Source organism: Streptomyces sp. NPDC107454, from assembly GCF_055582885.1.
In genome coordinates this window covers 408,164-432,022 of the sequence record NZ_JBVJPA010000001.1, presented here as the reverse complement: position 1 = coordinate 432,022, position 23,859 = coordinate 408,164, and the positions used below count along the sequence as shown (strand labels likewise).

The 23,859-nt window shown below is 70.8% G+C and carries 23 protein-coding genes and 1 pseudogene; 11 read left to right on the top strand and 13 right to left on the bottom strand.

Annotated features, from left to right (window positions below; genetic code table 11):
- The first annotated feature begins 8 nt into the window (after window positions 1-8).
- From ACZ69M_RS01855 to ACZ69M_RS01840, 4 genes are all read left to right on the top strand, one after another.
- Window positions 9-818 (top strand): GNAT family N-acetyltransferase, encoded by an 810-nt coding sequence (locus tag ACZ69M_RS01855; protein ID WP_470045964.1) that lies wholly within the window; start codon window positions 9-11, stop codon window positions 816-818.
- Between the two features lie 308 nt (window positions 819-1,126).
- Window positions 1,127-1,603 carry a hypothetical protein gene (locus ACZ69M_RS01850; protein WP_352046159.1) on the top strand — a complete coding sequence of 159 codons (477 nt, stop codon included), beginning with the start codon at window positions 1,127-1,129 and terminating at the stop codon, window positions 1,601-1,603.
- 239 nt (window positions 1,604-1,842) lie between these two features.
- Complete coding sequence (locus ACZ69M_RS01845) at window positions 1,843-3,192, top strand: beta-xylosidase (RefSeq protein WP_470045963.1); 1,350 nt, start codon at window positions 1,843-1,845, stop codon at window positions 3,190-3,192.
- A gap of 86 nt (window positions 3,193-3,278) precedes the next feature.
- Complete coding sequence (locus ACZ69M_RS01840) at window positions 3,279-4,364, top strand: DUF916 domain-containing protein (protein WP_470045962.1); 1,086 nt, start codon at window positions 3,279-3,281, stop codon at window positions 4,362-4,364.
- On the opposite strand, the gene ACZ69M_RS01835 is transcribed toward ACZ69M_RS01840, so the two are convergent.
- A complete protein-coding gene (locus ACZ69M_RS01835; RefSeq protein ID WP_067369901.1) occupies window positions 4,258-4,596 on the bottom strand; it encodes a P-II family nitrogen regulator in 339 nt (112 codons plus the stop codon). The two genes, ACZ69M_RS01840 and ACZ69M_RS01835, sit on opposite strands and share 107 nt — an antisense overlap.
- Window positions 4,593-5,855, bottom strand: a complete 1,263-nt coding sequence (locus ACZ69M_RS01830; protein ID WP_470046350.1) for an ammonium transporter — start codon at window positions 5,853-5,855, stop codon at window positions 4,593-4,595. The genes ACZ69M_RS01835 and ACZ69M_RS01830 overlap by 4 nt, the downstream gene beginning before the upstream one ends.
- A 257-nt stretch (window positions 5,856-6,112) precedes the next feature.
- Between ACZ69M_RS01830 and ACZ69M_RS01825 the strand changes: the two are divergent.
- Window positions 6,113-7,288: pseudogene (locus ACZ69M_RS01825) on the top strand (DUF4158 domain-containing protein); the annotation flags it as partial.
- A 10-nt stretch (window positions 7,289-7,298) separates the two neighbouring features.
- Here the strand turns inward: ACZ69M_RS01825 and rarD are convergent.
- Window positions 7,299-8,234, bottom strand: a complete 936-nt coding sequence (gene rarD / locus ACZ69M_RS01820; protein ID WP_470045961.1) for an EamA family transporter RarD — start codon at window positions 8,232-8,234, stop codon at window positions 7,299-7,301.
- 134 nt (window positions 8,235-8,368) lie between these two features.
- Here rarD and ACZ69M_RS01815 point away from each other — a divergent pair, with 134 nt between their 5' ends.
- Window positions 8,369-9,274 (top strand): LysR family transcriptional regulator, encoded by a 906-nt coding sequence (locus tag ACZ69M_RS01815; RefSeq protein ID WP_470045960.1) that lies wholly within the window; start codon window positions 8,369-8,371, stop codon window positions 9,272-9,274.
- Window positions 9,275-9,910: 636 nt separating this feature from the next.
- Here the strand turns inward: ACZ69M_RS01815 and ACZ69M_RS01810 are convergent.
- Together ACZ69M_RS01810 and ACZ69M_RS01805 are read right to left on the bottom strand one after the other, a co-directional pair.
- Window positions 9,911-10,561, bottom strand: a complete 651-nt coding sequence (locus ACZ69M_RS01810) for a response regulator transcription factor (RefSeq protein WP_391745361.1) — start codon at window positions 10,559-10,561, stop codon at window positions 9,911-9,913.
- Entirely contained in the window at window positions 10,549-11,820 is a 1,272-nt protein-coding gene (locus ACZ69M_RS01805; protein WP_470045959.1) for a sensor histidine kinase, read from the bottom strand. The genes ACZ69M_RS01810 and ACZ69M_RS01805 overlap by 13 nt, the downstream gene beginning before the upstream one ends.
- Before the next feature lie 135 nt (window positions 11,821-11,955).
- Between ACZ69M_RS01805 and ACZ69M_RS01800 the strand changes: the two genes are divergently transcribed.
- Together ACZ69M_RS01800 and ACZ69M_RS01795 are read left to right on the top strand one after the other, a co-directional pair.
- Window positions 11,956-12,471 (top strand): hypothetical protein, encoded by a 516-nt coding sequence (locus ACZ69M_RS01800; protein ID WP_470045958.1) that lies wholly within the window; start codon window positions 11,956-11,958, stop codon window positions 12,469-12,471.
- A 53-nt stretch (window positions 12,472-12,524) separates the two neighbouring features.
- Entirely contained in the window at window positions 12,525-13,226 is a 702-nt protein-coding gene (locus tag ACZ69M_RS01795; RefSeq protein WP_470045957.1) for a class I SAM-dependent methyltransferase, read from the top strand.
- 53 nt (window positions 13,227-13,279) lie between these two features.
- On the opposite strand, the gene ACZ69M_RS01790 is transcribed toward ACZ69M_RS01795, so the two are convergent.
- Complete coding sequence (locus ACZ69M_RS01790) at window positions 13,280-13,945, bottom strand: recombinase family protein (protein ID WP_470045956.1); 666 nt, start codon at window positions 13,943-13,945, stop codon at window positions 13,280-13,282.
- Between ACZ69M_RS01790 and ACZ69M_RS01785 the strand changes: the two genes are divergently transcribed.
- Both ACZ69M_RS01785 and era read left to right on the top strand, forming a co-directional pair.
- Window positions 13,944-15,287 carry an IS200/IS605 family accessory protein TnpB-related protein gene (locus ACZ69M_RS01785; protein WP_470045955.1) on the top strand — a complete coding sequence of 448 codons (1,344 nt, stop codon included), beginning with the start codon at window positions 13,944-13,946 and terminating at the stop codon, window positions 15,285-15,287. The two genes, ACZ69M_RS01790 and ACZ69M_RS01785, sit on opposite strands and share 2 nt — an antisense overlap.
- Complete coding sequence (gene era, locus ACZ69M_RS01780) at window positions 15,275-16,243, top strand: GTPase Era (protein WP_470045954.1); 969 nt, start codon at window positions 15,275-15,277, stop codon at window positions 16,241-16,243. Before ACZ69M_RS01785 ends, era begins: the two co-directional genes overlap by 13 nt.
- Window positions 16,244-16,327: 84 nt before the next feature.
- On the opposite strand, the gene ACZ69M_RS01775 is transcribed toward era, so the two are convergent.
- Window positions 16,328-16,681 (bottom strand): cytidine deaminase, encoded by a 354-nt coding sequence (locus ACZ69M_RS01775; RefSeq protein ID WP_470045953.1) that lies wholly within the window; start codon window positions 16,679-16,681, stop codon window positions 16,328-16,330.
- A gap of 101 nt (window positions 16,682-16,782) precedes the next feature.
- A complete protein-coding gene (locus ACZ69M_RS01770; RefSeq protein ID WP_470046348.1) occupies window positions 16,783-17,604 on the bottom strand; it encodes a helix-turn-helix transcriptional regulator in 822 nt (273 codons plus the stop codon).
- A 144-nt stretch (window positions 17,605-17,748) separates the two neighbouring features.
- Between ACZ69M_RS01770 and ACZ69M_RS01765 the strand changes: the two genes are divergently transcribed.
- Window positions 17,749-19,200, top strand: coding sequence for an MFS transporter (locus ACZ69M_RS01765; protein WP_470045952.1), 1,452 nt, complete (start codon window positions 17,749-17,751; stop codon window positions 19,198-19,200).
- Here the strand turns inward: ACZ69M_RS01765 and ACZ69M_RS01760 are convergent.
- The 5 genes from ACZ69M_RS01760 to ACZ69M_RS01740 all read right to left on the bottom strand — a co-directional run bounded on the left by ACZ69M_RS01760 (window position 19,162) and on the right by ACZ69M_RS01740 (window position 23,660).
- The gene (locus tag ACZ69M_RS01760) at window positions 19,162-19,521 is read right to left on the bottom strand and encodes an MmcQ/YjbR family DNA-binding protein (RefSeq protein WP_352046165.1); all 360 of its coding nucleotides are present in this window, start codon (window positions 19,519-19,521) and stop codon (window positions 19,162-19,164) included. The two genes, ACZ69M_RS01765 and ACZ69M_RS01760, sit on opposite strands and share 39 nt — an antisense overlap.
- Window positions 19,518-20,834 (bottom strand): hemolysin family protein, encoded by a 1,317-nt coding sequence (locus ACZ69M_RS01755; RefSeq protein ID WP_470045951.1) that lies wholly within the window; start codon window positions 20,832-20,834, stop codon window positions 19,518-19,520. The genes ACZ69M_RS01760 and ACZ69M_RS01755 overlap by 4 nt, the downstream gene beginning before the upstream one ends.
- Window positions 20,831-21,328: an rRNA maturation RNase YbeY gene (ybeY, locus tag ACZ69M_RS01750; protein ID WP_054235448.1), complete on the bottom strand. Its 498-nt coding sequence runs from the start codon at window positions 21,326-21,328 to the stop codon at window positions 20,831-20,833. The genes ACZ69M_RS01755 and ybeY overlap by 4 nt, the downstream gene beginning before the upstream one ends.
- Before the next feature lie 13 nt (window positions 21,329-21,341).
- On the bottom strand, window positions 21,342-22,409 hold the full coding sequence (locus ACZ69M_RS01745; protein ID WP_060896461.1) for a PhoH family protein: 1,068 nt from the start codon (window positions 22,407-22,409) through the stop codon (window positions 21,342-21,344).
- A gap of 141 nt (window positions 22,410-22,550) precedes the next feature.
- Window positions 22,551-23,660 carry a carbohydrate kinase family protein gene (locus ACZ69M_RS01740; RefSeq protein WP_470045950.1) on the bottom strand — a complete coding sequence of 370 codons (1,110 nt, stop codon included), beginning with the start codon at window positions 23,658-23,660 and terminating at the stop codon, window positions 22,551-22,553.
- Window positions 23,661-23,859: the final 199 nt, after the last annotated feature.

Below are 23,859 nucleotides of genomic sequence, written 5' to 3'. Positions count from 1 at the left end.
ATGGCGTCATGACGACTGTGAACGCATCCCTCGACCGTCTTGAGCGCTACTACGACTCGGTACCGCGCGCCGCCGCGCGGGCCGAGGACTTCGGCCCGCTGACCCTCTTCGTACGGGAGGCCACGGGCTGGCCCTACTACGCGCGCCCCGCCTTGGACTGGACGGGCCCGGCGGCCACCGCCGAGGACGTCGAACGGGTGCGGGCGCGGCAGCGGGAGCTGTGCGTGCCGGAGGCCTTCGAGTGGGTGGCGGAGGTGACGCCGGACCTGCGGGAGGCGGTCGAGGCGACGGGGCTACGGGTGCACGCGCATCCCCTGATGGTCCGCGACGAGGACGCGCCGCTGCCCGACCCGCATCCCCTGGTCCGCGTCCTGGACGCCGAAGACCCCTTCCTGGCGGGCGCGCTGGCGGTGCCGCATGTGGCCTTCGCGGCGCCGGGCACAGCGGTGGGGGAGGCCAAGACCGGCGAACTGGCCACCGAGATCACCGCCCGCGCCGCCGAGGTACCCGCCGCCGCGGACCGCATCCGTGTGGGCCACACCGTACTGGCCGCGGCGGTCGAGAACGGCGTCGTGGTCTGTTCCGGGACGCACCTGCCCGTGGACCGCGTGAGCGAGATCACGGGCGTCGGCACGCTGCCCGCCGAACGGCGCCGCGGGCTGGCGTACGGCGTCACGGCCGCCCTCGTGGCCGACGCGCGTGAACGGGGCGTGGACACGGTGTTCCTGTCGGCCGGGGACCAGGACGTGGCGCGGATGTACGGCCGCCTGGGGTTCCGGACGGTGGCGACGGCGCTGATCGCGGAACTCGCCGAGTAGCGGGCCGGTCAGGGGGCAGGGACGAACTTCGGCCACTTTCGACAACCCCTGAAGAAACCGCCCGGCATGCCTTGCAATCCCAAGCCGCTCGCGCATCAATGGAACCGCTAGTTCCGACGGACCGTCAGAAACGCCTCCGCTGGCGTCCCGCACCCCGCTCGCGGACGGTCCCTGTACACATCTCTCCGCACCCGCACCGGCGTTCACCGGTGACGCGTCCGTGTGCCCGGCCCGGCCCCGGCCTCTGAGCAGACGGTTCCGTCCCTCCATCCCCACATGGCAATTCCCGTACAAGGGAAGGGAACCCGATGAGACGCAAGCAACTCGGTATCGCAGCGGCGTTAGCCGCCGGCACCCTCGCCGCGACCGGTCTGGCCCTCGCGCCGACCGCCGCGGCCGTCACCCCGCTCACCGCGACCATCAACGCGACCTGCACGATCGGCGGCGGTGGCGCGGCCACCCTCACCGCCACCCAGACCGGCACGGCCGCGACGATCACCCTCAGCTCCACCTCGATCACCGCGCCGATCGCGCTGGCGAAGGACTCCATCGCCTCCACCCTGACCATGGCGAAGTCCGGCGGCGGCACCGTCGCGTTCACCGGCACGAAGAACCCCGCCATTCCGCTGGGCGGCGGGGTCACGGTGGGCCCGCTCAGCGGCACCGTCGCCTCCGGCGACAGCCTCGACGCGTACGGGGGCTCGCTGAAGATGGTCGTCTTCGGCATCACCATCACATGCACCGCGAGTGCGGCGCAGGCACCGGGCCCGTTCGTCTTCAGCTGAGCCCTGCCACAGCACATACGTGAAGACCGGTGTCGCCGGCGCGCAGCGGCACCGGTCCTCGTACTGCCTGATCACAGCCAACTGGCCTACAGGGGTGCCCAGTTGGCGATGTTGACACAACCTGATGGCCCATCAGTTACCGTCCGGGCTCTCCATTGACTTCTCACACAACCCGCACATCAATGGCCCTCTGTCGGCGCAGACGAGCCGCTGCGCCCGCATCCCTCAGGAGGGGGCACATGGCAACGCACAGGGGAACCAGGGGTTCGCACGCCCGAAGACGCCGCTGGGCGGCACTGCTCGGGGTGACCGCGCTGGCGGTCACCGCGGGAGGCGCGCTGGCGGCCCCGGCGGGCGCCGCGGCCGCGGACTCCCACAACGTGGACTTCGCCACGCACTGCATCCCGCCGGCGGTCGCGGGCATCCCGCCGATCGACGGCACCACCACCGCGATCATCACGGTGGACAACCCCAGTCCCAAGGTCGGTGACACCGTCACCGTGACGTACAAGGTGGTCACGCCCGCCGCGAACAACCCGACCGCCCTCGCCCTGCCCGCCGACATCATGACGCCCACCGGCAAGGTCGCCCTCGGCGGCGCGCAGACGGGAGACGTCACGGTCGCGGGCCCCAGGAAGAACGACCCGGTGGCGGGCAACGCGCCCTTCCCCGGGTTCAGCATGACGGGCACCTTCACCGTCACCAGCCCGGGTGCCATCACCCTCGCGCCCGGCGACTACAACATCCACACCAGCTACATCCTGGAGCTGGACACCCCCTGCACGGTCACCAACCCGCCCGCCCCGGTCTCCGGGACGATCACCGCGACGGACGGGACCCAGACCAACAACCGTGCCATCTCGCTCGGTTCGGCCTCCGGGAAGCCCGGTGACAGCGTGACCGTCACCGGCAGCAACTTCACCCCGGGCGCGAGCGTGACCCTCGCCGGACGGTCGGGGGCCACCCAGACCGCCGACACCGCCACCACGACCGCCGACGCACAGGGCTCGATCAGCGGCACGCTGGCCGTCAACGACAAGACGACGACCGGTGTGGTGGCGTACGAGGGCGCGAGCTGGAGCGACACCAAGGGCGCGGGGCCGGCGGCGTACGTGGTCGTCGACGACACCCCGATCCCCGCGGGCTCCCAGAAACTCACCACCACGGTGAAGGCGGGAACCCTGTCGATGTCCCAGGCCGGGGACGCCGTCCAGCTGTCGGCGGTGGACTTCGGCAAGGGCGGGGCCTCCACCGGTGCCCTGCAGACGGTGACGGTCAAGGACTTCCGCGGCGGACCCGCGGGCTGGTCCCTGACCGGCAAGGTCACCGACTTCACCGGTCCCGGTGCCAAGATCGATGCCGGGAAGCTGAGCTGGACCCCCGCCTGCGCGACCAAGGCGGGCAGCCCGAGCACCTGCCAGGCCGGTTCGTCCGGCGCGGTGGGCGGTGCGGGAGCGACGCTGGCGTCCACCCCCAACGGGGCGCTCACCGGTGGTGAGTTCACCGTCGACGCCGGGCTGTCACTGGACGTACCGGCGTTCACCCCGCCGGGTTCCTACTCCGGCGTGCTCACGCTGACGCTCACCTGATCCACCCCTCCGCACCCCGGTGGCCGGGCGCGCACCCGCCCGTCCACCCAGCGCCAGTCCACCCACATCCGCGGGGGTCCGCACCCATGCGCAAGCTGTACGTCCTCATCCTGTCCGTGTTCCTTCTCGCGCTCACCACGCCCGCCTCGTACGCCGCCGACAACGGCAGCTGGTCCGTCTACCCCGTCTCCACACAGATCGCGGCCCGCCCGTACTTCTACCTCTCCGCCGACCCCGGCCAGACCCTCCGGGACAAGGTCACCGTCGCCAACAAGACCGGCGCCCCGCTGACCTTCCGGCTGTACGCCGCCGACGCCTACAACACCGCGCGCGACGGCGGGTTCGCGGTGCGGACGGTCAAGGAGAAGCAGCTCGGGGTCGGCGCGTGGGCGCACCCCGCCCGCTCCCGGGTGACGGTGCCCGCGCACGGTTCGGTGACCGTGCCGTTCACCCTCCGGGTGCCCGAGAAGGCCGAACCCGGCGACCATCCGGGCGCGCTGGTCGCACTCGACGAGCGCCTCGAGTCCGGGGACGCGGCGACCTCCTCGGTGGCGGTGCAACGGGCGGTCGGCGCCCGGATCTACCTCCGGGTCGGCGGACCCACCGTCCCCGCCCTCGCCGTCGAGAAGGTCCGCATCAGCCACCACCAGCCCCTGGTCCCCGGCCTCGGCGCGAGCGGCGCCACCGTCTCGTACACCCTTCACAACACCGGGAACGTGACCCTGAACCCGAAGGTGCGGCTGCGGGCCAAAGGCCTCTTCGGGCGTACGTTGCTGTCCCGGGGGCTCACGAAGATCCCCTCGGAGCTGCTGCCGGGGCAACGGGTCCGGCTGACCGAGCCGTGGCGCGGGGCGCCCCAACTCGACTGGGGCCACGTGACGTTGACGGCCAGCGCGCCCGGCACCCGGGAGTCGGCGAGCACGTCGTTCTTCGCGCTCCCCTGGCTGATGGCGGTGGTGGCGGGCGCGGGGATCGCCGCCGCCGTGGTGGTGATCAGGGCGCGCAGGGGCGGTACCCGACCGTGGCCGCTCGGTGCGCGCGGGAGCCGTAGCCGCCGGTGGTGGCTCAGAGCGCGTCGGGGCCGCGCTCGCCCGTCCGTACCCGTACGACCGTCTCGACCGGTACGGACCACACCTTCCCGTCGCCGATCTTCCCCGTCTGCGCGGCCTTGACGATCGCGTCGATCGCGGCCTCCGCGTCCGCGTCCTCGACGACGACCTCGATCCGGACCTTGGGGACCAGGTCGACCTGGTACTCGGCGCCGCGGTAGACCTCCGTGTGGCCGCGCTGGCGCCCGTACCCGCTGGCCTCGGTGACGGTGAGCCCGTGCACGCCGAGCTCCTGGAGAGCGGTCTTGACCTCGTCGAGGCGGTACGGCTTGACGATGGCGGTGATGAGCTTCATGCCTGGGCCTTGGCCTTCTGAGCGGTGGGGAGGGACGACGAGACCGGGGCGCCGTGGCCCAGGACCCCGTGATCGTAGGCGGTCTCTGCGTGCACTGTAAGGTCCAGGCCGGTGTGCTCGTGCTCCTCGTCCGCCCGCAGCCCCACGACCTTGTCGAGCACCTTCCCGATGCCGTACGTGACGGTGAAGGCGTACGCCCCCACGGCCACGACCGCCACCAGCTGCCTGCCGAGCTGTCCGAACCCACCGCCGTACAGCAGCCCCTCGGCGCCACCGGTCATCGTCGCGTCGGCGAAGACACCGATGAGGACCGTGCCGATGATGCCGCCGACCAGGTGAACGCCGACGACGTCCAGCGAGTCGTCGTAGTTCAGCCTGAACTTCCAGCCCACGGCGTACGAGCAGACGACACCCGCGGCGAGACCGACGACCAGCGCGCCCAGCAGCGACACGGACCCGCAGGACGGGGTGATGGCCACCAGGCCCGCGACCGCGCCGGAGGCGACGCCGAGGGTGGTCGGGTGGCCGTCGCGCTTCTGCTCGACGAAGAGCCAGCCGAGCAGACCGGTGCAGCCGGCGGCGAGGGTGTTGAGGAACGCGGCGGCGGCGAGCCCGTTGGCGCCCAGCGCGGACCCGGCGTTGAAGCCGAACCAGCCGAACCACAACAACCCCGCGCCCAGCATCACCATCGGCAGGTTGTGCGGCCGCATGGCGTCCTTCTTGAAGCCGAGACGGGGGCCGAGGACAAGACAGAGAGCCAGGCCGGAGGCGCCGGAGGTGATCTCGACCGGCAGCCCGCCCGCGAAGTCCAGCGCCCCCAGCTTCGCCACGATCCAGCCTCCCGGACCCCATACCCAGTGCGCGACGGGAACGTATACGAGCAGCGCCCAGACCGGCACGAACACCAGCCACGCCGCGAACTTCGCGCGGTCGGCGATCGCCCCGCTGATCAGCGCGGCGGTGATGATCGCGAAGGTGAGCTGGAAGGTGGCGAAGAGCAGGGTGGGCACGGTCCCGTGCACGCTGTCCGGCCCGATACCGCTCATCCCCGTGTGCTTCAGGCCGCCGACGAGCCCCCCGAAGGCGTCGTCCCCGAAGGCCAGCGAGTACCCGCCCGCCAGCCACACCACCGTGACCAGGGCGATCGACACAAAACTCATCATCAGCATGTTGAGGACGCTCTTCGTGCGGACCATGCCGCCGTAGAAGAGGGCCAGGCCCGGTGTCATCAGGAGAACGAGGGCGGTGGCGGCGAGCATCCAGGCGGTGTCACCGGTGTCGAGGTGGGGTGCGGCGGCCAGGCCGACGGTGTCCGGGGTCTCCACGGTCTGCACGAACTCCACGGACGGCTCTCCTCGGTTCTCCTGGGTGCGGGGGCGTCGTCAGAGAGTCACGGGCTCGCGTTTCCGGTTGTGCACGTGTGCGTTTCCGGCGTGTTTCGTATTGCGTGGTGAACTCCTCCCTCTGGGCTGTGTTTGCGTCCTGATCGGCTCCGGGCGCCGCTGGCTTCGCGCTCATGCCAGTGGAGTTCCTGACCGACGAACAGGCGGCGTCGTACGGCAAGTTCAATGAGGAGCCGACCCGTCCGGAGCTGGAGCACACGGCGTACGAGCACGCGTGGGAGATCCGGGACGCCTACGAGTACGAGGATGCGGAGTGATCGCGGCGGTTCCGCACCTTCCTGCACGGGCGGGCCTGGACGCACGCTGAGGGGCCGGTGGCGCTGTTCAACCAGGCGGTGGGCCGGCTGCGCCGTCACCGGGTGCTGCTGCCCGGGGTGTCGGTGCTGGCCCGGCAGGTGTCGGAGGCCCGGAAGGTCGCGGAGAAGCGGCTGCACGCCACGGTCGCAGGAGCCGCCCGCCGCGCCGACCCGGCGCAGCCCGGAGAGTTGGTGGCGACGCTCAAGACTCCGGAGGGCTCGCGGTTCTCGGAGCTGGAGCGGCTGCGCCAGCCGCCGACGCGGACGACCGGGACGGCGTTCGCCCGCGCGCTGGAGCGGGTGGACGAGATCGGCGCGTACCGGCTGGGGCGGCTGAGGCTGTCGCAGATTCCGCCCAACCGGATGGCGGCGCCGGCTCGGTACGCGCTGGGGTCGAAGGCGCCGTTGCTGGAGCGGGCGTCGGAATCGAAGCGCACGGCGAAGCGGAAGTCGGAGAAGGAGTGGCTGTCGACGCTGCCGCAGCTGGAGAAGGCGTCGCGCACGCTCGCGCGGGCGGCGAAGGTGCTGTTCGAGGAGCTGGTCGAGGAGCGCGGCGCGGACCTGGACGTGGCCGCGCTGTGGGCGGCGGTAGAGGAGGTCGCCCCGCGCGCCGCCGTGATGAGCGCCGCGGCCACCGTGGTGACGCTGGTGCCCGAGGACGAGAACATGGCCGACGTGACGATGCGGGCCGCGCCGGCGGCCCGGTACGCCACGGTGCGCCCGTTCCTCGCGCTGCTGGGCGAGCCGAAGGCGCTGGACGCGGCGAGCGCCGGGAAGCGGGTCCTGGCCGGGGTGCGCGGGCTGCCGGCGCCGGCGCGGCGGAAGGTGGGCGTCAAGCCGCTGCTGCCGCGCGAGGTGGACGACAAGCTCGTACCGCCTGGGTGGCGCAAGGCGGTGTACGCCAACCCCGACCTGCCGCAGGGCGCGGTGGACCGGGACGCGTACGTGGTGTGCGTACTGGAGCAGCTGCACCGGGCCCTGAACAACCGCGACAGCCGCTGTGTCACGGGCGTGCGCTGTCGACCTGAGGGGCGGGCTGCTGCGGCGCGGCGGGTTCTTTTGCTGCCGATTCGAGCGCGAGAAGAACGAGCCCGGCGCAGATCGGGATGTAGACGAAGGTGTCAGCCGACTGCCACGGCTCGCCCAGGAACGTCAGGGAAACCAGCACCAGCAGCACCGGCTCGACGTAGCTGAGCACCCCGAACAGGGAGAACGGCAGGACACGGCTGGCGGTCAGGTACAGCGCGAACCCGGCGGCACTGAGAAGCCCAAGCAGGACAAGTCCGGCGATCAGCTGTGGGCGGTGGATGACCGTGCCGAGCGACGGCTTGGCCGCCAGGACGAAGACTGAGAAGGGGAGCATCGCGCTGAGCTCGAAGAGCTGGGCCGCGGCGGAGTCCAGGGCGAAGGCGCGTCGGCTGATGAAGTAGAGCGGAAGCCCCAGTGCAACGAGCAGGGTGGGCCACTGTAGCCCGCCGGCGACGACTACGGCCGCCGTGACTCCCGCAGCGGCGCACAGCACGGCCGCGATCCGCCAACGGGAGAGCTTTTCGCGGTAGACCACGACGCTGACCACCACCATGACCAGCGGCAGGATGAGATAGCCCAGAGAGAGATCGAGGCCGTGTCCGCTCTGGGGCGCCCATCCGAACAGCCACAGTTGCAGCCCCAGGAGAGCGGCGTCCGTGACCAGGACGCCGGCCAGATGCGGTGTTGCGCGCAGACGGCCGGCCAGCGCCGCGGCCTGGTGCCCCATCCGCGCCATGCAGAAGAAGGCAGCCAGGAAGGCGACCATCGCGATGATGCGGTATCCCAGGATCTGCTCGGTATCCAGCGGCAGAAGGTGCGGGGGGATCATGAAAATGGTCCCGAAGATGACCGACGCTCCTACCGAGGACAAAATCCCGGACGCAGGGACGGAGGGGGTGCGCGCGTTCATGTGAGCGTAAGTGCTTTCCGGGAGGCGGGGAGCGTGAGGTGCCCTGGGACCGACCAGCGGCGACCTCCAGCGTCCCCCACCTCGCCGGTAAGGACCAGCGATGAATGGTGGAGCTGATTCATTAGGGTTTGTGGATGGTCTTGTCTGATCTCCGCCGCCTGAGGATGCTTCGCGAACTCGCCGAGCGTGGGACCCTCGCCGCCGTGGCCGCCGCGATCGGCTACAGCCCTTCGGCGGTCTCCCAGCAGCTGGCAGTACTGGAGCGGGAGGCCGGTGCCCGCTTGGTCGAGCCGGCCGGACGGGGAGTCCGGCTCACCGACGCCGGAAAGGTGCTCGCCCGTCACGCCACCGTCCTGCTGAACGTCGCCGAAACCGCCGAAACCGAACTGGCGAACCTGACCCAGGAAGTCCGCGGCAGGATCCGAGCCGTGGGTCTGCAATCGGCAGCCCGCCGTCTACTCATCCCCGCGCTGGTGGAAGTGGCACGCTCGCACCCACTCGTCGAGGTCGAGATCACCGAACTCGAACTTGAAGTGGCCCTGCCCGAGCTGCGCCTGGGCACCGTCGACCTTGTCATCAGCGACGAGTACGAGGGCTATCCCCGCCCGCGTCCCGACGGCGTGGACCATCACCTGCTCCTGCGCGAAGGGACACGCCTGGTTCTGCCGGCAGGGCATCCACTCGCCGCCCGCCCCGGGCCCGTTGCTCTTTCCTCGCTGCGCCACGAGGTATGGGCTTCCTCAAGCAGCGGTACCGGCCACCACGCGATGATCATCGGGACCTGCCGGGCGCACGGAGGATTCGACCCCGACCTCCGGCACCGGTCCAACGATGCCGACGTCCAGCTCGAACTCGTCCGCAGCGCAGGCGCAGTGTCCCTGCTGCCCGATCTGTCCCTGCCAGCCGCAGACCCGTGCCTGGCCATCCGCGACATCGCCGGTACCAGCCTGACTCGACGGCTCTATGCCGTGATCCGCCAACAGTCCCAAACCTCACCAGCGCTCAACGCCTACCTTGAAGCCCTGCACCAGCAGAGCTGATCCTGCCTGCGCCTGAACTTCGGTCGCTGGAGTGATCTCCGCGGGTCATACGGCTTGAACGGCTGCCACCGGCCGAGATGCCGATGCGGGTGGGGTCGACGGGCTGCCGGGTGAGGCGGCGGGTCATCAGCGTGACGGCCGAGCATCGCCTCGGAGTGTTCGGGGCGAGCTTCGTAGTCACGGACATTGCGCCGCGTGTTCGACAGCCACGCCAGGCTCCTCTCACCTCACCTGAATCGTGTGCGCAGAGCATCGCAACGGGCACTGACGGTGCCCTTCCCGCAGACCGCACAGGAGAACCGGATTCGGGCTGACACCCGAAGGGTTCCCGCCCGTCGGCAAACGATCCTTTGATGACAGGCCGCCCGCCCGTCCGATGAAACCAGTGATTCCGGGGCTTAACGGCGGCTCGTGTCAGCTTCCGGGGTCGGCTGCACTGATGTCCGAAGTCTCCTGCGCATGGCAGTGAGCCCATGGCGTGGTCGTCTCGGTCTGGCGTCGTTGCCGTCCTTGCATGCTGGGCGGCTCGGGGCCGTCAGCCAGAGACAAGTAGCTGACGTTACGTGCTGATATCTGCCGCGCCATCACTGACCAGGAATACGGATGTGATCGCCCAGTTTTCTCCCGACTCAGCGCTTATGCGTTCGCAACGCCCAGGAAGCGCAGGACCGCCAGGACGCGGCGGTGGTCGGCGTCTGCCTTGGGCAGGTCGAGCTTGGTGAAGATGCTGTTGATGTGCTTGGCGACGGCGCTCTCGCTCACCACCAGCTCGGCGGCGATGCCGGAGTTGGACCGGCCTCCAGCCATCAGCTCCAGTACCTCACGTTCGCGCGGAGTGAGCCGGTCGAGTGGATCGCTGTGCCGACGCACGAGCAGTTGCGCGACGACCTGCGGGTCGAGTGCGGTGCCGCCGGCCGCCACCCGGCGTGCTGCTTCCGTGAACTCCTCGATGTCGGCTACTCGCTGCTTGAGCAGGTAGCCGACGCCTGAGGTGTTGGCGGCGAGCAGATCGGCCGCGTACCGCTCCTCCACGTACTGCGACAGCAGCAGCACGGCGGTTGGTGGATACTGCCGGCGGATCACCAGCGCGGCGCGCACACCCTCGTCGGTGAAGCCGGGAGGCATGCGCACGTCGACCACGGCGATGTCCGGCCGGTGCTCCTCGACGGCCGCCAGCAGCCCTTCCGCGTCGGCCACTTCGGCACATACCTCGAAGCCGGCCGCCTCCAGCACCTTGACCACCCCGATCCGCAGCAGGAGGGAATCCTCGGCGATCACGGCGCGCACGGCAGCTCCACGGTGATGACGGTCGGGCCCCCGGCGGGGCTGCGGCAGGAGAACGTGCCGTCGACGGACGCGACGCGCTTGGCGAGCCCCGCCAGCCCGGTGCCACCGCCGGCCGCCGCGAGATCCGCGCCGCCCTCGCCGTCGTCCGCGACGACCACCAGCAGTGTCTCCCCGATCCGCTCCACGGTCACGTCCGCCCGGGTCGCCTGGGCGTGTTTGACCACGTTCGTCAGGGCTTCGGAGACCACGAAGTACGCGACGGCCTCGACCGTGGGTGAGGGGCGCTGCGGCAGGTCCACCGCCACGCGCACCGGGATCGGGAGCCGGGCGGCGACCCCGGACAGCGCGGCGTCGAGGCCGCGGTCCTCAAGGACGGCCGGATGCAGGCCGCGCACCAGGTTGTTCAGCTCGGCGATCGCCTCCTTCGCCTCGCGGTGCGCCTCGTCGATCACCTTGCGGGCGTCCTCCGGCAGGTCGCCGAGGGTGGACCTGGCCAGGCCCAGGTTGACGGCGAGTGAGACGAGGCGCTGCTGTGCCCCGTCGTGCAGGTCGCGCTCGATCCGCCGCCGTTCGGCGTCGGCGGCGTCGAGCACACCGGCCCGGCTCTCGGCGAGGTCGGCTACCCGGCGGGCCAGCTTCTCCGTGCGGCTGGGGCCGAGCAGGACCTCGGCCGCCCGCGTCTCCAGCCGCACCAGAGCGCCGGTCAGCCGGGGCCCGAGGAACAGCAGGGCGAGGCCGCCGGCGGTGATGTACGCGGCCTGCGTGGTGTACCCGAGGTCGGTGACCCGCCACTGCGGGGGCAGCGCCCAGATCCACACGTAGATGGAGGCGGCCACGAGAGCGACGGCCCAGACGGCGAGGACGGCGAGGTCCAGGACGGCGAGCAGCGGACCCGCCACGGCGTGGTAGCAGACCTGCCGCCACAAGGCCCGCGTGGTCAGCCGGCGCACCGCCGACTTCCAGTTGCGTCCCGGCCCGGGTACGGCGGGGCGCGGGAGGTCCTTGCCGACGAGCGCCCGGTAGCGCCGCCGCTGCCCGCGGGTCAGCAGGGGTGTCACCGCGAGCGTGAGCAGCACGGGCAGCGGAGTCACGGCCAAGGCGCCGGGCGCGCCCACCAACGCCGCCATCGTGCCGAGCAGCCAGAGCCACAGTGGCACCACGGCGAGGTGGAGCGGCAGGCCGGCGGCGACGAGCGCGGTCCGGTGTCCCGCCCTGCGGAACGGCCGGCCCAACACCAGCAGCCACGTCGTGAGTTGCATGCCTCATACGGTAAAGCCGCAGGCCATCCCCGTGCCATGACGCTCCCGCCCGGTTCGGGGGTGCACTTTTCTCCACCCCGGGTCGGAACCCTGCGTGACTGACGGCGCCCTGGTGTGCGGCGGAGGGTGGAGCACGTGAAGGGGAGAGCCGGCGGGGAGCGGGGGAAGACGATGCGTCAACTGGCCTTGTGCGATGAGGAAGTGGCCGGTGCCGAGGGCTTCGACCGCGCCGAGGTCATCCCGCTCCACGAAGAGGCGGAGGAGCCGCGCCCGGCGCGGGGCATGCGGCGGGCCGGGTGGCTGCTGGTCGCCTGCGGGCTCGCCCTGCTGCCGTGGCTGTATGTGCTGGCCACCGGGCTGCCGGCCACCACGACCGCGGCGCACTGGCCGGTCGCCTGGGTCGGGCTCGACGCGCTGGAGGCGCTCGGCCTGACCGCCACCGGCCTCCTGGCCGCCCGCGGCGACCGGCGGCACGCCCTGGCAGCCGCCGCGACCGCGACGCTGCTTGTGGTGGACGCCTGGTTCGACACCACGACCGCGGCCCCGGGCGGCGACTTCGCCACCGCGGTCGCCATGGCGCTCGGCGCCGAGCTGCCGCTCGCCGCGCTGTGCGGCCGGCTGGCGCTGCGGGCACTGAACCGACCCGCGTGACGCCGACCGCCCAGCCACATGCCACGGACCGAATCGATCCACCGGAGAACACCATGCACCGCATCACCACCGCCCCCGTCGCCCCGATCCCGGCCCGGACCCGCTGGGCGGTCGCCGCCGGCGCGGGCGCCGCGTTGGCCGCCGCCTGGTGGCTGGGCGACACAGCGCCCTATCCGTACGCCCAACGCGGCCTGCTCGACGTGCCGTTGCCGTTCCTGACCGCCGACCGGATGGACGCCGTACTGCGGCCGCGACCGGGAGAGCGGATGCTGGAGATCGGCCCGGGGACCGGACTGCAGTCGCTGCACGTCGCCCCGCAGCTCGGTCCGGCCGGGCGGCTCGATGTGCTCGACATCCAGCAGGAGATGCTCGACCACGTGATGCGCCGCGCCGTGCACGGTGGCCTGGCCAACATCACACCGGTCCGCTCCGACGCGCGTGCACTGCCCTACGAGGACAAGACGTTCAACGCCGTGTACGCCGTCACCGCGCTCGGCGAGATCCCCGAGCCGGAGCGGGTGCTGCGTGAGGCAGCACGGGTCCTGGCACCGGGTGGGCGGCTGGTCATCGGCGAGTTCTTCGACCGGCACTGGATCTCGTTCGGCCGACTGCACCGACTCGCCGACGCCGCCGGCCTCCACCTGACCGTACGCCGCGGGTCAAGCCTGGCGTACCTCGCCCGCTTCCGCCCCTGTGGCGCCGACGAGCCCATTCGCCAGGGTGAGCGCCTCGTCCACGACGCTGGGGAAGAGTGAATACCGCACGACGCAGTCCTTCTCTGCCTGCTGCGAGTCCACGTCGGCTGCCATCAGCGGGTTCGCTCCGGTGTGTCGCTGGGACCCGGCACTGCGAGGTAGCGGTGCAGGGAAGTCTTGGGATGGACGAGGTTGAGGACTTCACGCAGGTTCCTTCCGAGGCGGTCGAGGGTGTGGACCACGATCACGTCGCCGGGTCGCGCGTAGGCCAGTAGTTCGGTCAGGCCGGGGCGCTCGATGCCGGCGCCGCTCTTCTTGTCGACGTAGATCCGTTCGTTCGGGATGCCTGCGGAAGCGAGAGCGTCGAGCTGCCGTTCCAGGCTCTGATTGGTGGTCGAGACCCGGGCGTACGCGAGTTCGAGCCCCCGAGCGGGGTGCTGGTGGTCGTCTGCCATGGCCGAACCGTCCCGGAAGTCGGCTCCGTACGGGCCTTCCGGAACGTTTGTTGTGGAACGACTTGCGGAACGGCAGTTGGCGTGATCGGCCCAGGATGCACACATCCTGACGGGGTGCCTGATGTTCTGTTCCACTTCCAAGGATGTGGAACGGCGTCGGATGAGGTCGAGACGCCCCAGCTCGTTGGCGCTGGGCAGGAACTCGGCGGGGACGCCTTCCTCGTGCAGGGAGGCGCGCTCCTTTTCGAAGTGACCGAGGGTGCGGCATCCGATGGTCAGCAGGGCGAGAAGCTGCCGCGCGGTGGGCGGGTCGGTGCGGGCCATGGTGAGCGCCTCCTCGAAGGCGGCCGTCGAGTGGCATGCCAAGTCCCGCCGCCTGCACACGCTGAAAGGCCGGCTGGCGGCGGTGGAGGCGGACTGGGCGGCGGGCCGGGTGCACGTCGTGCGCGGCGGGAAGCGGCTCGCGCACCTGCGCCACCACCTGGGCGAGGCCGGGCTGGAGGAGCCGGTGTGGCGGGAGCGGTGGCAGGCGGCGCGGATGTTCCTGGCCGCCGACGGCGAGTCCGGCAAACCCTGCGGCAACGAGACCATCCGCGTCACCATCAGCGGGCAGATCTCCCTCCGCCTCCCCGCCGCGTTGACTCATCTGGCCGACGCCCCGCACGGCCGCTACGTCCTTGACGCGACCGTGGCGTTCCAGCACCGGGGCCAGGAGTGGCTCGACCGGATCACCGCGAACCGGGCGGTGGCCTATCGCCTCCACCACGACCCGCTGCGGGACCGCTGGTATGTGACGGCGTCCTGGCAGCGCGCCACCGTGCCGGTCCTGCCGCTTCAGGTGGCCCTCGCGAAGGGCGTGGTCGCGGTGGACATGAACGACGACCACCTCGCCGCCCGGCACCTGGATACGCATGGCAACCCGGTCGGCGAACCCTGGCGCTTCTTCTACGATCTGTCGGGTGGCGCCGCGCACCGGGACGCGCAGATTCGGCACGCGCTGACACGGCTGCTGCACCACACCCGCCGCAGCGGGGCCGCCGCGATCGCTGTCGAGGACCTGGACTTCACCGACGGCACGTCCAGGGAGAAGCACGGCCGCAACAAGCGCTTGCGACGCCTGATCTCCCGCTTCCCCACCGCCCGGCTGAAGGCCCGGCTGGTGTCCATGGCCGCCGAGCAGGACCTCGCCGTCGTCGCGGTGGACCCGGCCTACACCTCCCGATGGGGCGCCCAGCACCGGCAACAGCCCCTCACCGCCCCCACCCGTACCACCACCCGCCACGATGCTGCCGCCGTGGCGATCGGACGACGCACCCTCGGGCATCCGATCCGGCGACGGACACCACCGCCCCCGCACGACCAGAGTGATCGTGCGGGGCATCGGAGTGTCCAGGCCCGACCGGAAACCCGACGGCGTGAGGAAACCCGCCCCCACCTACCCGGACCACGCACCAGATGCGCGCCGCCCGGCAGTGGCACGAAAGCGGGCGACCAGCGTGCCCAACACCGTTCGGGACACGCGACTGAGCAACAGTCCTGGCAACAGGACTCACTCCCACTCAGTCTCCAGGAACGGTTTCCGAAACCTCACGGGACCGCGCGGGAGCGGTCAAAGGCATATGGCGTACGGCGCGGGCCTGTGGATCAGGGACAATGGGCGCCATGAGCGTTCGTACCCAGTCATCCGAGCCGCCGGAATCCTCAGGGGCTCCCCATCGCGCCGGCTTCGCCTGCTTCGTGGGCCGCCCCAACGCGGGCAAGTCCACCCTCACGAATGCTCTGGTCGGCCAGAAGGTGGCGATCACCGCGAACCAGCCGCAGACCACGCGGCACACGGTACGGGGCATCGTGCACCGGCCCGACGCCCAGCTGATCCTGGTCGACACCCCCGGTCTGCACAAGCCGCGCACGCTGCTGGGTGAGCGCCTGAACGACATCGTGCGCACGACGTGGGCAGAGGTCGACGTCATCGGCTTCTGTCTGCCCGCGAACGAGAAGCTCGGTCCGGGTGACCGTTTCATCGCGAAGGAACTGGCGTCCATCAAGAAGACGCCGAAGATCGCGATCGTCACGAAGACCGACCTCGTCGACAGCAAGACGCTCGCCGAGCAGCTCATCGCGATCGATCAGCTCGGGCGGGAGCTGGGCTTCGAGTGGGCGGAGATCGTGCCGGTGTCGGCGGTCGGGGACAAGCAGGTGGACCTGCTGGCCGACCTGATCGTCCCGCTCCTTCCCGAGGGCCCGGCGCTCTACCCGGAGGGTGACCTCACCGACGAGCCCGAGCAGGTCATGATCGCGGAGCTGATCCGCGAGGCGGCGCTGGAGGGTGTGCGCGACGAGCTCCCCCACTCGATCGCCGTCGTCGTCGAGGAGATGCTTCCCCGCGAGGACCGCCCCGCCGACAAGCCCCTCCTCGACATCCACGCCTTCGTCTACATCGAGCGCCCCAGCCAGAAGGGCATCATCATCGGCCCCAAGGGCAAGCGCCTGAAGGAGGTCGGCATCAAGTCCCGCAAGCAGATCGAGGCGCTGCTGGGCACGCCGGTCTTCCTCGACCTCCATGTGAAGGTCGCGAAGGACTGGCAACGGGACCCGCGCCAACTCCGCAAGCTCGGCTTCTGACGGTTCCCCCCGGGGGTGTGTCCTTCGACTGCCGGTGAGTGGGGGATGATCGCGCAGTTCCCCGCGCCCCTCAAGGGCGCGGGCTCAGCCTGCCGGCGTCGTCAGGTGGACGGCGCCGTCGGGGCCCGCCAGCAGTACCGGCGTCGCCGGCCCGCCGAGGTCACGGACCGCCGCCCGGTCCTCCGGGGAGACCTCCGCCGCCTCGGACACCACCGCCGCCGCCTCGAGGGACTTCGCCCCGGACGCCACCGCCATCGCCACCGCGGTGCGCAACGCGCTCAACCGCAGGGAGGGGAGATCCACCGTCCCCGCGACATACGTACGGCCTGTCTCATCACGTACGGCCGCCCCCTCCGGCACCCCGTTGCGCGCCCGCGCGGAACGGGCCAGGGTGACGATCTTGCGGTCCTCGGGGTCAAGCGCGCTGCTGTCGGTCATGTTCAGAGCATACGAAGGGATCGGGAGACGCACGCACACACCTCCCGGCACGCACCCACCTCCCCGCACCCGCCCGCCCGCACAGACCAGGCACCGCAGGCCTAACCGGCCACGGGATACATCGAGCCCCGTCGGCCCTCCGGCGAGGCCAGCCACTCCAGCTTCGCCGCCGTGTTCGCCTCCGGCAGCGGCGTGTGCAGCACGATCGTGAGATCGGGCCGCGCCGGCACCTTCATCGCGGTGGACTCGACGGCCAGCAGCCCGACGAGCGGGTGGTCGAGCTCCTTGCGGATCTGCCCGGCGTCCTCGATGTCCCGCTCCTCCCACAGTGCCGCGAACTCCGGTGAGGCGGCCAGGAGTTGGTCCAGTACCTCTCGGTACCCCTCGTCGTCCGGCGCCGCCGCGCACGACGCGCGGAACTGGGCGACGACCGTGCGCGCGTTCTTCTCCCAGGTCCGGGACTGCCCCCGGTACAGCGAGTCGGTGAAGAAGTCGACGATGCAGTTCTGCGTGTTGTCGGGCCGCATCCCGAGGACCATCCCGGCGGCGTCGTTGTACATGACGCAGTTGTAGTAGGGGTCCATGATGTGCGCCGGATACGGCATCCACGTGTCGATCAGCCGCCGCAGCCCGTCGCACATGTCCCGGACCTCGGGCGCGACCTCCGGCGCGGGCGGGTTCAGCCCCGCGAGCATGTACAGATGGCGTCGTTCGGCGTTGCTGAGCCGCAGGACGCGGGCGACCGCGTCGAGTACCTGGGGCGAGACGGAGATGTCCCGCCCCTGCTCCAGCCACTGGTACCAGGACGCGCCGACACCCGCGAGCACGGCCACCTCCTCGCGGCGCAGCCCGGGCGTGCGGCGGCGGGCCCCGCCGTCCGGCAGACCGGCCTGCGTCGGTGACACCCTCGCCCGGCGGCTCATCAGGAAGTCCCGCAGCTCACGCCGTCGGTGAGTCCTGAGCGCGTCCTCCGTCACGTGTGAATCCCCCTGTTGGTGACTGGTGGTGCGACCACCAGCATAAGTTCCCGCTCCCCACGGATATTCCGGCGGCCGCACGCTCTTGCCATGGCGATCGACACCACCGAAACCACATCCGCTTCCCCAACTGCCCACTCCCCGCTCGGCACCCGGCTGTCGACCCGCGACAAACTCGTCCTCTTCGTGCTGTGCGCCGCGCAGTTCATGGTCGCGCTCGACTTCTCCGTACTGAACGTGGCGCTGCCCGTGCTCGGCAAGGACCTGGGCATGAGCCAGTCCGCGCTGCAGTGGGCGGTCACCGCCTTCGCACTGCCGTCCGGCGGCTTCCTGCTCCTCTTCGGCCGCATCGGTGACCTGTACGGCCGCCGCAGGCTCTTTCTGACCGGCCTCGCCCTCTTCGGTACGGCCTCGCTGCTGGCGACCTTCGCCTGGGACCCGGCGTCGTTCCTGGCGGGCCGGGCGTTGCAGGGCCTCGGCGCGGCGGCGATCGTGCCGACGGGCATGTCGCTGCTGACGACGACGTTCCCCGAAGGCCCGGCGCGCGACCGTGCGCTCGGCATCTCCGGCACGCTCCTCTCCCTCGGCTTCACGGTCGGCATGGTGGCCGGCGGCGTCCTGACCGACGTACTGAGCTGGCGCTCGACGATGGGCCTGCTGTCGGTCTTCGCACTGATCGTGCTGCCGCTGGCCCCGGGCCTGCTGCCCGAGTCCCGCACCCCCGACCGCCCGCGCCTGGACATCCCCGGCGCGGTCACCGTCACCGGCGGTCTGCTGGCCCTGATCTACGCCCTGTCGACGGCCGCCGAGCGCGGTTTCGGCGGCGCGGACGTCATCGTGACCCTCGCCGCGGGTGTGCTCCTGCTCGCCGCCTTCGTGTACATCGAGTCCCGCGCCCACGCTCCGCTCGTCAGCCTCCCCATGCTGCGCCGCCGCACGGTGGCGTGGGGCAACCTGGGCGGTCTGGTCACCTTCTCGATGATGTCGACGGTCGTCTTCGTGCTGACGCTGTACCTACAGGAGACCCTCGGCCTGTCCGCGTTCGAGACGGGGCTGGTCTTCGGGGTCCAGGGCGTCATGTCCGCCGTCGCCGGGGTGTACGCCCCGAAGGTCATCGGCCGCTTCGGCGCCCGCCGTACGCTGGTCGGCTCGCTCGCCGGTCAGGGCGTGTTCGTGGCGGGGCTGGTGCTGCTGAACGCCCACACCTGGTCGGTCTGGGTCGCCACGGCCGCGATCTCGCTGGCCAGCATGTGCCACCTGGGCGCGATCATCTCGTACGGCCTGACGGTGACCTCGGGCGTTCCCGACGAGGAGCAGGGGCTGGCCACGGGTCTGGTGACCTCGACCCAGCAGGTCGGCATCACGATCGGCATCCCGCTGCTGGGTGTCCTGGCGACGACGTCGAGCGACCTGCTGGCCGGTGTCCACACGGTCCTCGCCCTGGACGCGGTGATCGTGCTGGCGGCGGCGGTGCTGGTCGCGGCCGGGCTGGGCCGCGACCGCTCACGCCCGGTCGAGGCGGAGGCGCTCGGCCTTCGGTAGACCGGCGACGACGAGATCGTAGGAGTCCTCGACGAGCTCCCGGACCAGACGGTCCGGGAGTTCGCCGTCGACCGTCACCGTGTTCCAGTGCCGCTTGTTCATGTGATAGCCCGGGACGATCAGCCCCGGGTGCTCGCCGCGCAGCCGGACCGCGTCCTCCGGGTCGCACTTGAGGTTGACCGTGAGCGGGCGCGCGTCCAGTCGTGTCAGCGCGAAGAGCTTGCCCAGCACCTTGAAGACGGAGATGTCCGGGGCGAAGGGGAAGTCCTCGACGGTCGCGTTGAAGGACAGACAGAACGCACGCAGCTGCTGCGGATTCACTCCGGCTTCTTCTCCTCGGACTCGGACGGCTCCGGGTCCGCCGGGCCGACCGGCTCGACGAGCACCGTGACGATCTTGTTCCGGCGTCCGGCCGCGGTCTCCGCCGTCAGCCGCAGCTCGCGCCCGTCGGGCAGCTCGACCACCGAGGAGGCACCGGCGATCGGAACCCGCCCGAGTGCCTTCGCCAGCAGTCCGCCGACCGTCTCTACGTCCTCGTCGTCGTACGCCTCGAAACCGTACAGCTCGCCGAGGTCGCCGATGTCGAGACGGGCGGTCACCCGGTAGCTGTCGTCGCCGAGCTCCTGCACGGGCGGCAGCTCACGGTCGTACTCGTCGGTGATCTCCCCGACGATCTCCTCGAGGATGTCCTCGATGGTGACGATGCCGGCCGTGCCGCCGTACTCGTCGATGACGACGGCGACGTGGTTGCGCTCCTGCTGCATCTCGCGCAGCAGGTCGCCCGCGTTCTTGGTGTCGGGCACGAAGGTCGCGGGCCGCATGGCCGTGGACACGAGCTCGGACTCGGCCTCGCGGCTGATGTGCGTCTTGCGGGCCAGGTCCTTCAGGTACACGATCCCGACGACGTCGTCCTCGCTCTCCCCCGTGACGGGGATGCGCGAGAAGCCGGACCTCAACGCCAGGGTGAGGGCCTGGCGGATGGTCTTGTACCGCTCGATGACGACGAGGTCGGTCCTGGGCACCATCACCTCGCGTACGAGGGTGTCGCCCAGCTCGAAGACGGAGTGCACCATGCGGCGCTCCTCGTCCTCGATCAGGGACTCCTTCTCGGCGAGGTCGACCAGCGCGCGCAGCTCGGCCTCGGAGGCGAACGGACCGCGTCTGAAGCCCTTGCCGGGCGTCAGCGCGTTGCCGATGAGGATGAGGAGGGACGGGATCGGGCCCATGATCCTGGCCAGCGGCAGCAGGACGTAGGAGGCCGCCGTCGCCGTGTTCAGCGGGTGCTGGCGGCCGATGGTGCGGGGCGAGACGCCCACGGCGACGTACGAGACGAGGACCATGACCCCGATGGCGACGACGAGCGCCTCCCAGGTCTCGTCGAACTCCTTCAGGCAGGCGTACGTGACCAGCGCGGCGGCGGCCATCTCGCAGGCCACGCGCACCAGCAGGGCCACGTTCAGATAGCGGGTCGGGTCGGCGGCGACCTGGGCGAGCTTGGCGCTGCCGCGCCGCCCGGACCGTACGGCCTCCTCCGCGCGGAAGCTGGAGACGCGCGCGAGGCCCGCCTCCGCGCAGGCGGCGAGCCAGGCGACGACGACCAGCGCGATGGCTCCGAGGACGAGCTGAGGACTCATGAAACGGTCGGGGCCGGCGAGGGGCCCGTCATACCCTTCTCCGCGCGCCAGCCGTCCACGATGGCGGCCTGCAGACCGAACATCTCGGCCTTCTCGTCCGCCTCCTCGTGGTCGTAGCCGAGCAGGTGCAGCACTCCATGGACGGTGAGGAGGTGCAGTTCCTCGTCCATGGAGTGCTGTGTGGGAGCTTCCTTGCCCTGCCGCTCGGCGACCTCCGGGCACAGGACGATGTCACCGAGGAGTCCCTGCGGGGGCTCGTCGTCGTCCTTGGACGGCGGCCGCAGCTCGTCCATGGGGAACGACATCACGTCGGTGGGCCCCGGAAGGTCCATCCACTGGATGTGGAGCTGCTCCATGGCGTCGGCGTCCACGACGATCACCGAGAGTTCGGAGAGCGGGTGGATGCGCATCCGCGCGAGTGCGTAGCGGGCGATGTCGAGGATCGCCTGCTCGTCGACCTCGGTTCCGGACTCGTTGTTGACGTCGATCGACATGGTGCTCGCTTGTCTACTTCCCCTTGTGGCCGGCTTTGCCGCGGCTCTTGTGGGAGCCGTTCTCGGTGCCGTTCTCGCTGTCGTACTTCTCGTACGCGTCGACGATACGGCCGACCAGCTTGTGCCGTACGACATCGTGGGACGTGAGCCGCGAGAAGTGGACGTCGTCGAGGCCCTCCAGGATGTCCTGGACCTGGCGCAGGCCCGACTTCGTCCCGTTCGGGAGGTCGACCTGTGTCACGTCGCCCGTGACCACGATCTTCGACTCGAAGCCGAGACGGGTGAGGAACATCTTCATCTGCTCGGCGCTCGTGTTCTGCGCCTCGTCCAGGATGATGAAGGCGTCGTTCAGCGTGCGGCCGCGCATGTAGGCGAGCGGCGCGACCTCGATGGTCCCCGCCGCCATGAGCCGCGGGATGGAATCGGGGTCGAGCATGTCGTGCAGCGCGTCGTAGAGGGGCCGCAGGTAGGGGTCGATCTTCTCGTAGAGCGTGCCGGGCAGGAAGCCGAGCCGCTCGCCCGCCTCCACCGCGGGGCGGGTGAGGATGATCCGGTTGACCTGCTTGGACTGGAGCGCCTGTACGGCCTTCGCCATGGCGAGGTACGTCTTGCCGGTGCCGGCGGGGCCGATGCCGAAGACGATGGTGTGCTTGTCGATGGCGTCGACGTACCGCTTCTGGTTGAGCGTCTTGGGTCGGATGGTGCGGCCGCGCGAGGACAGGATGTTCTGCGTGAGCACTTCGGCAGGGGTTTCCTGACCGTCGCCCTCCCCGTTCTCGCTCGCCCTGAGCATGGCGATCGAGCGTTCCACTGCGTCCTCCGTCATCGGCTGCCCCGTGCGGAGCACCAGCATCATCTCGTCGAACAGGCGCTGGACGAGAGCGACTTCACCGGCGTCGCCGACCGCACTGATCTCATTGCCCCGGACGTGGATGTCGGCCGCCGGGAAGGCCTTCTCGATCACGCGAAGCAGCGCGTCTCCGGAACCCAGCACGGTCACCATGGGGTGCTTGGCCGGGACGGTGAAATGCGCTCGTGCCTGCCCCGAAGCGGGGCTGTGAGCTGTGGGTGTCTGAGTCATGGGCCGGCTCTGTAGGCCTGCTTTTCCTCCTTGATCGGCACGCTTGCCACGGGGGCAGCCTTGCGGTTCCAAGGGTACGACGGTGGGGTGACAGTGCCGTAGGGCTTTTCGGCGCGGGTTCGGGGGCCGGGGCGGGGAGCGTCAGGCCGACCGGCGGAAGCCGATGGTCGGGACCGCCCGCCGAAGCGGCCACGGGCGGGTCACCTCCGGGAGGAGGCTCTCCAGGAACGCGTACCGGCGCAGCGCGGCCGGTTCCTGGTCGTCGACGGACTGGACCCGGCGCCACCACGCCGCGATCTCGGCCCAGCCGGGCGCCGAGAGGGAGCCGCCGAACTCCTGGACGGAGAGCGCGGCGGTCAGCCCGGCGAAGGCGAGCCGGTCGGCGAGCGGCCAGTCGGCGAGGGTGCCCATCACGAATCCGGCGACGAAGACGTCACCGGCACCGGTGGGATCGAGGGCCTCCACGGCGATCGCGGGGACCTCGGCGGTCTCCCCGGTACGGCCGTCCACGGCGTACGCGCCCTCGGCGCCGAGGGTGACGACGGCCAGCGGCACGTACTCGGTCAGCGCGTGCGCGGCGGCCCGCGGACAGTCCGCCCCCGTGTACCGCATCGCCTCGTCCGCGTTCGGCAGGAACGCCTCGCAGTGCTCCAGGTCCGCGAGCCCGGCCAGGTCCCAGCGCCCGGTGTCGTCCCAGCCGACGTCCGCGAAGATCCGGGTGCCCGCACGCGCGGACTCGGCGATCCAGTGCGCGCGGGTGCCGGGCGTCAGCGAGGCGACGGCGGCACGCGCGCGGGGGGCGTGTTCCGGCGCCGGCTCCTCCGGCGGCGGCTCGTGCCCGTGGCTGACCATCGTCCGCTCGCCCTCGTACGCCATCGACACGGTGACCGGCGAGTGCCAGTCGGGCACGGTGCGCGACGGGGTGAGGTCGATGCCCTCGCCCTGTTCCAGGGCGTCCCAGCAGTACTCCCCGTAGTGGTCGTCCCCGAAGGCCGCCGCCAGGGAGGTCTTGAGGCCGAGGCGGGCGAGCGCGGTCGCCATGTTGGCCACGCCGCCGGGGCTCGACCCCATCCCGCGCGCCCAGGACTCGGTGCCGCGCACCGGTGCGGTGTCGAGCCCGGTGAAGATGATGTCGAGGAAGACGGTGCCGGTGAGGTAGACGTCCCAGGGCGGGTCCTGAGGGGTGCGCAGACCGGCGAGCGGGTCGACGTGAGCGTGACAGTACGGTCGCTCTCCGTTGGTCTCGATCACGGTGCGCTCCCTGAGGTGGTGCGGATTCAGGCCAGTGTGCACCAAACAGCACACGGCACGGCGCCGGTCGGGGCCGGAGCGGACCGGTGAACGGCCGGATGAAAACCCCGCGCTTACCCCGCCCCTCCCCCTGCAAACAGAACGTGACCCAGATCACACCTCCCCGCCTACGTCGTACCCCTACCCGCTTGATACAAAT

Excerpts from the sequence above, each read along its gene's own strand:
- ACZ69M_RS01790 (WP_470045956.1), bottom strand. The coding sequence starts at position 13,945 with ATGGCCCGCACCGACCCGCCCACCGCGCGGCAGCTTCTCGCCCTGCTG.
- ACZ69M_RS01775 (WP_470045953.1), bottom strand. The coding sequence starts at position 16,681 with ATGACCGACAGCAGCGCGCTTGACCCCGAGGACCGCAAGATCGTCACC.
- ACZ69M_RS01840 (WP_470045962.1), top strand. The coding sequence starts at position 3,279 with ATGCGCAAGCTGTACGTCCTCATCCTGTCCGTGTTCCTTCTCGCGCTC.
- ACZ69M_RS01850 (WP_352046159.1), top strand. The coding sequence starts at position 1,127 with ATGAGACGCAAGCAACTCGGTATCGCAGCGGCGTTAGCCGCCGGCACC.
- ACZ69M_RS01755 (WP_470045951.1), bottom strand. The coding sequence starts at position 20,834 with ATGAGTCCTCAGCTCGTCCTCGGAGCCATCGCGCTGGTCGTCGTCGCC.
- ACZ69M_RS01745 (WP_060896461.1), bottom strand. The coding sequence starts at position 22,409 with ATGACTCAGACACCCACAGCTCACAGCCCCGCTTCGGGGCAGGCACGA.
- ACZ69M_RS01855 (WP_470045964.1), top strand. The coding sequence starts at position 9 with ATGACGACTGTGAACGCATCCCTCGACCGTCTTGAGCGCTACTACGAC.
- ACZ69M_RS01765 (WP_470045952.1), top strand. The coding sequence starts at position 17,749 with ATGGCGATCGACACCACCGAAACCACATCCGCTTCCCCAACTGCCCAC.
- ACZ69M_RS01795 (WP_470045957.1), top strand. The coding sequence starts at position 12,525 with ATGCACCGCATCACCACCGCCCCCGTCGCCCCGATCCCGGCCCGGACC.
- ybeY (WP_054235448.1), bottom strand. The coding sequence starts at position 21,328 with ATGTCGATCGACGTCAACAACGAGTCCGGAACCGAGGTCGACGAGCAG.
- ACZ69M_RS01770 (WP_470046348.1), bottom strand. The coding sequence starts at position 17,604 with ATGAGCCGCCGGGCGAGGGTGTCACCGACGCAGGCCGGTCTGCCGGAC.
- ACZ69M_RS01785 (WP_470045955.1), top strand. The coding sequence starts at position 13,944 with ATGGTGAGCGCCTCCTCGAAGGCGGCCGTCGAGTGGCATGCCAAGTCC.
- ACZ69M_RS01815 (WP_470045960.1), top strand. The coding sequence starts at position 8,369 with ATGGTCTTGTCTGATCTCCGCCGCCTGAGGATGCTTCGCGAACTCGCC.
- era (WP_470045954.1), top strand. The coding sequence starts at position 15,275 with ATGGGCGCCATGAGCGTTCGTACCCAGTCATCCGAGCCGCCGGAATCC.
- ACZ69M_RS01835 (WP_067369901.1), bottom strand. The coding sequence starts at position 4,596 with ATGAAGCTCATCACCGCCATCGTCAAGCCGTACCGCCTCGACGAGGTC.
- ACZ69M_RS01830 (WP_470046350.1), bottom strand. The coding sequence starts at position 5,855 with ATGCTCGCCGCCACCGCCCTCGTTCTCCTGATGACACCGGGCCTGGCC.
- rarD (WP_470045961.1), bottom strand. The coding sequence starts at position 8,234 with ATGAACGCGCGCACCCCCTCCGTCCCTGCGTCCGGGATTTTGTCCTCG.
- ACZ69M_RS01805 (WP_470045959.1), bottom strand. The coding sequence starts at position 11,820 with ATGCAACTCACGACGTGGCTGCTGGTGTTGGGCCGGCCGTTCCGCAGG.
- ACZ69M_RS01845 (WP_470045963.1), top strand. The coding sequence starts at position 1,843 with ATGGCAACGCACAGGGGAACCAGGGGTTCGCACGCCCGAAGACGCCGC.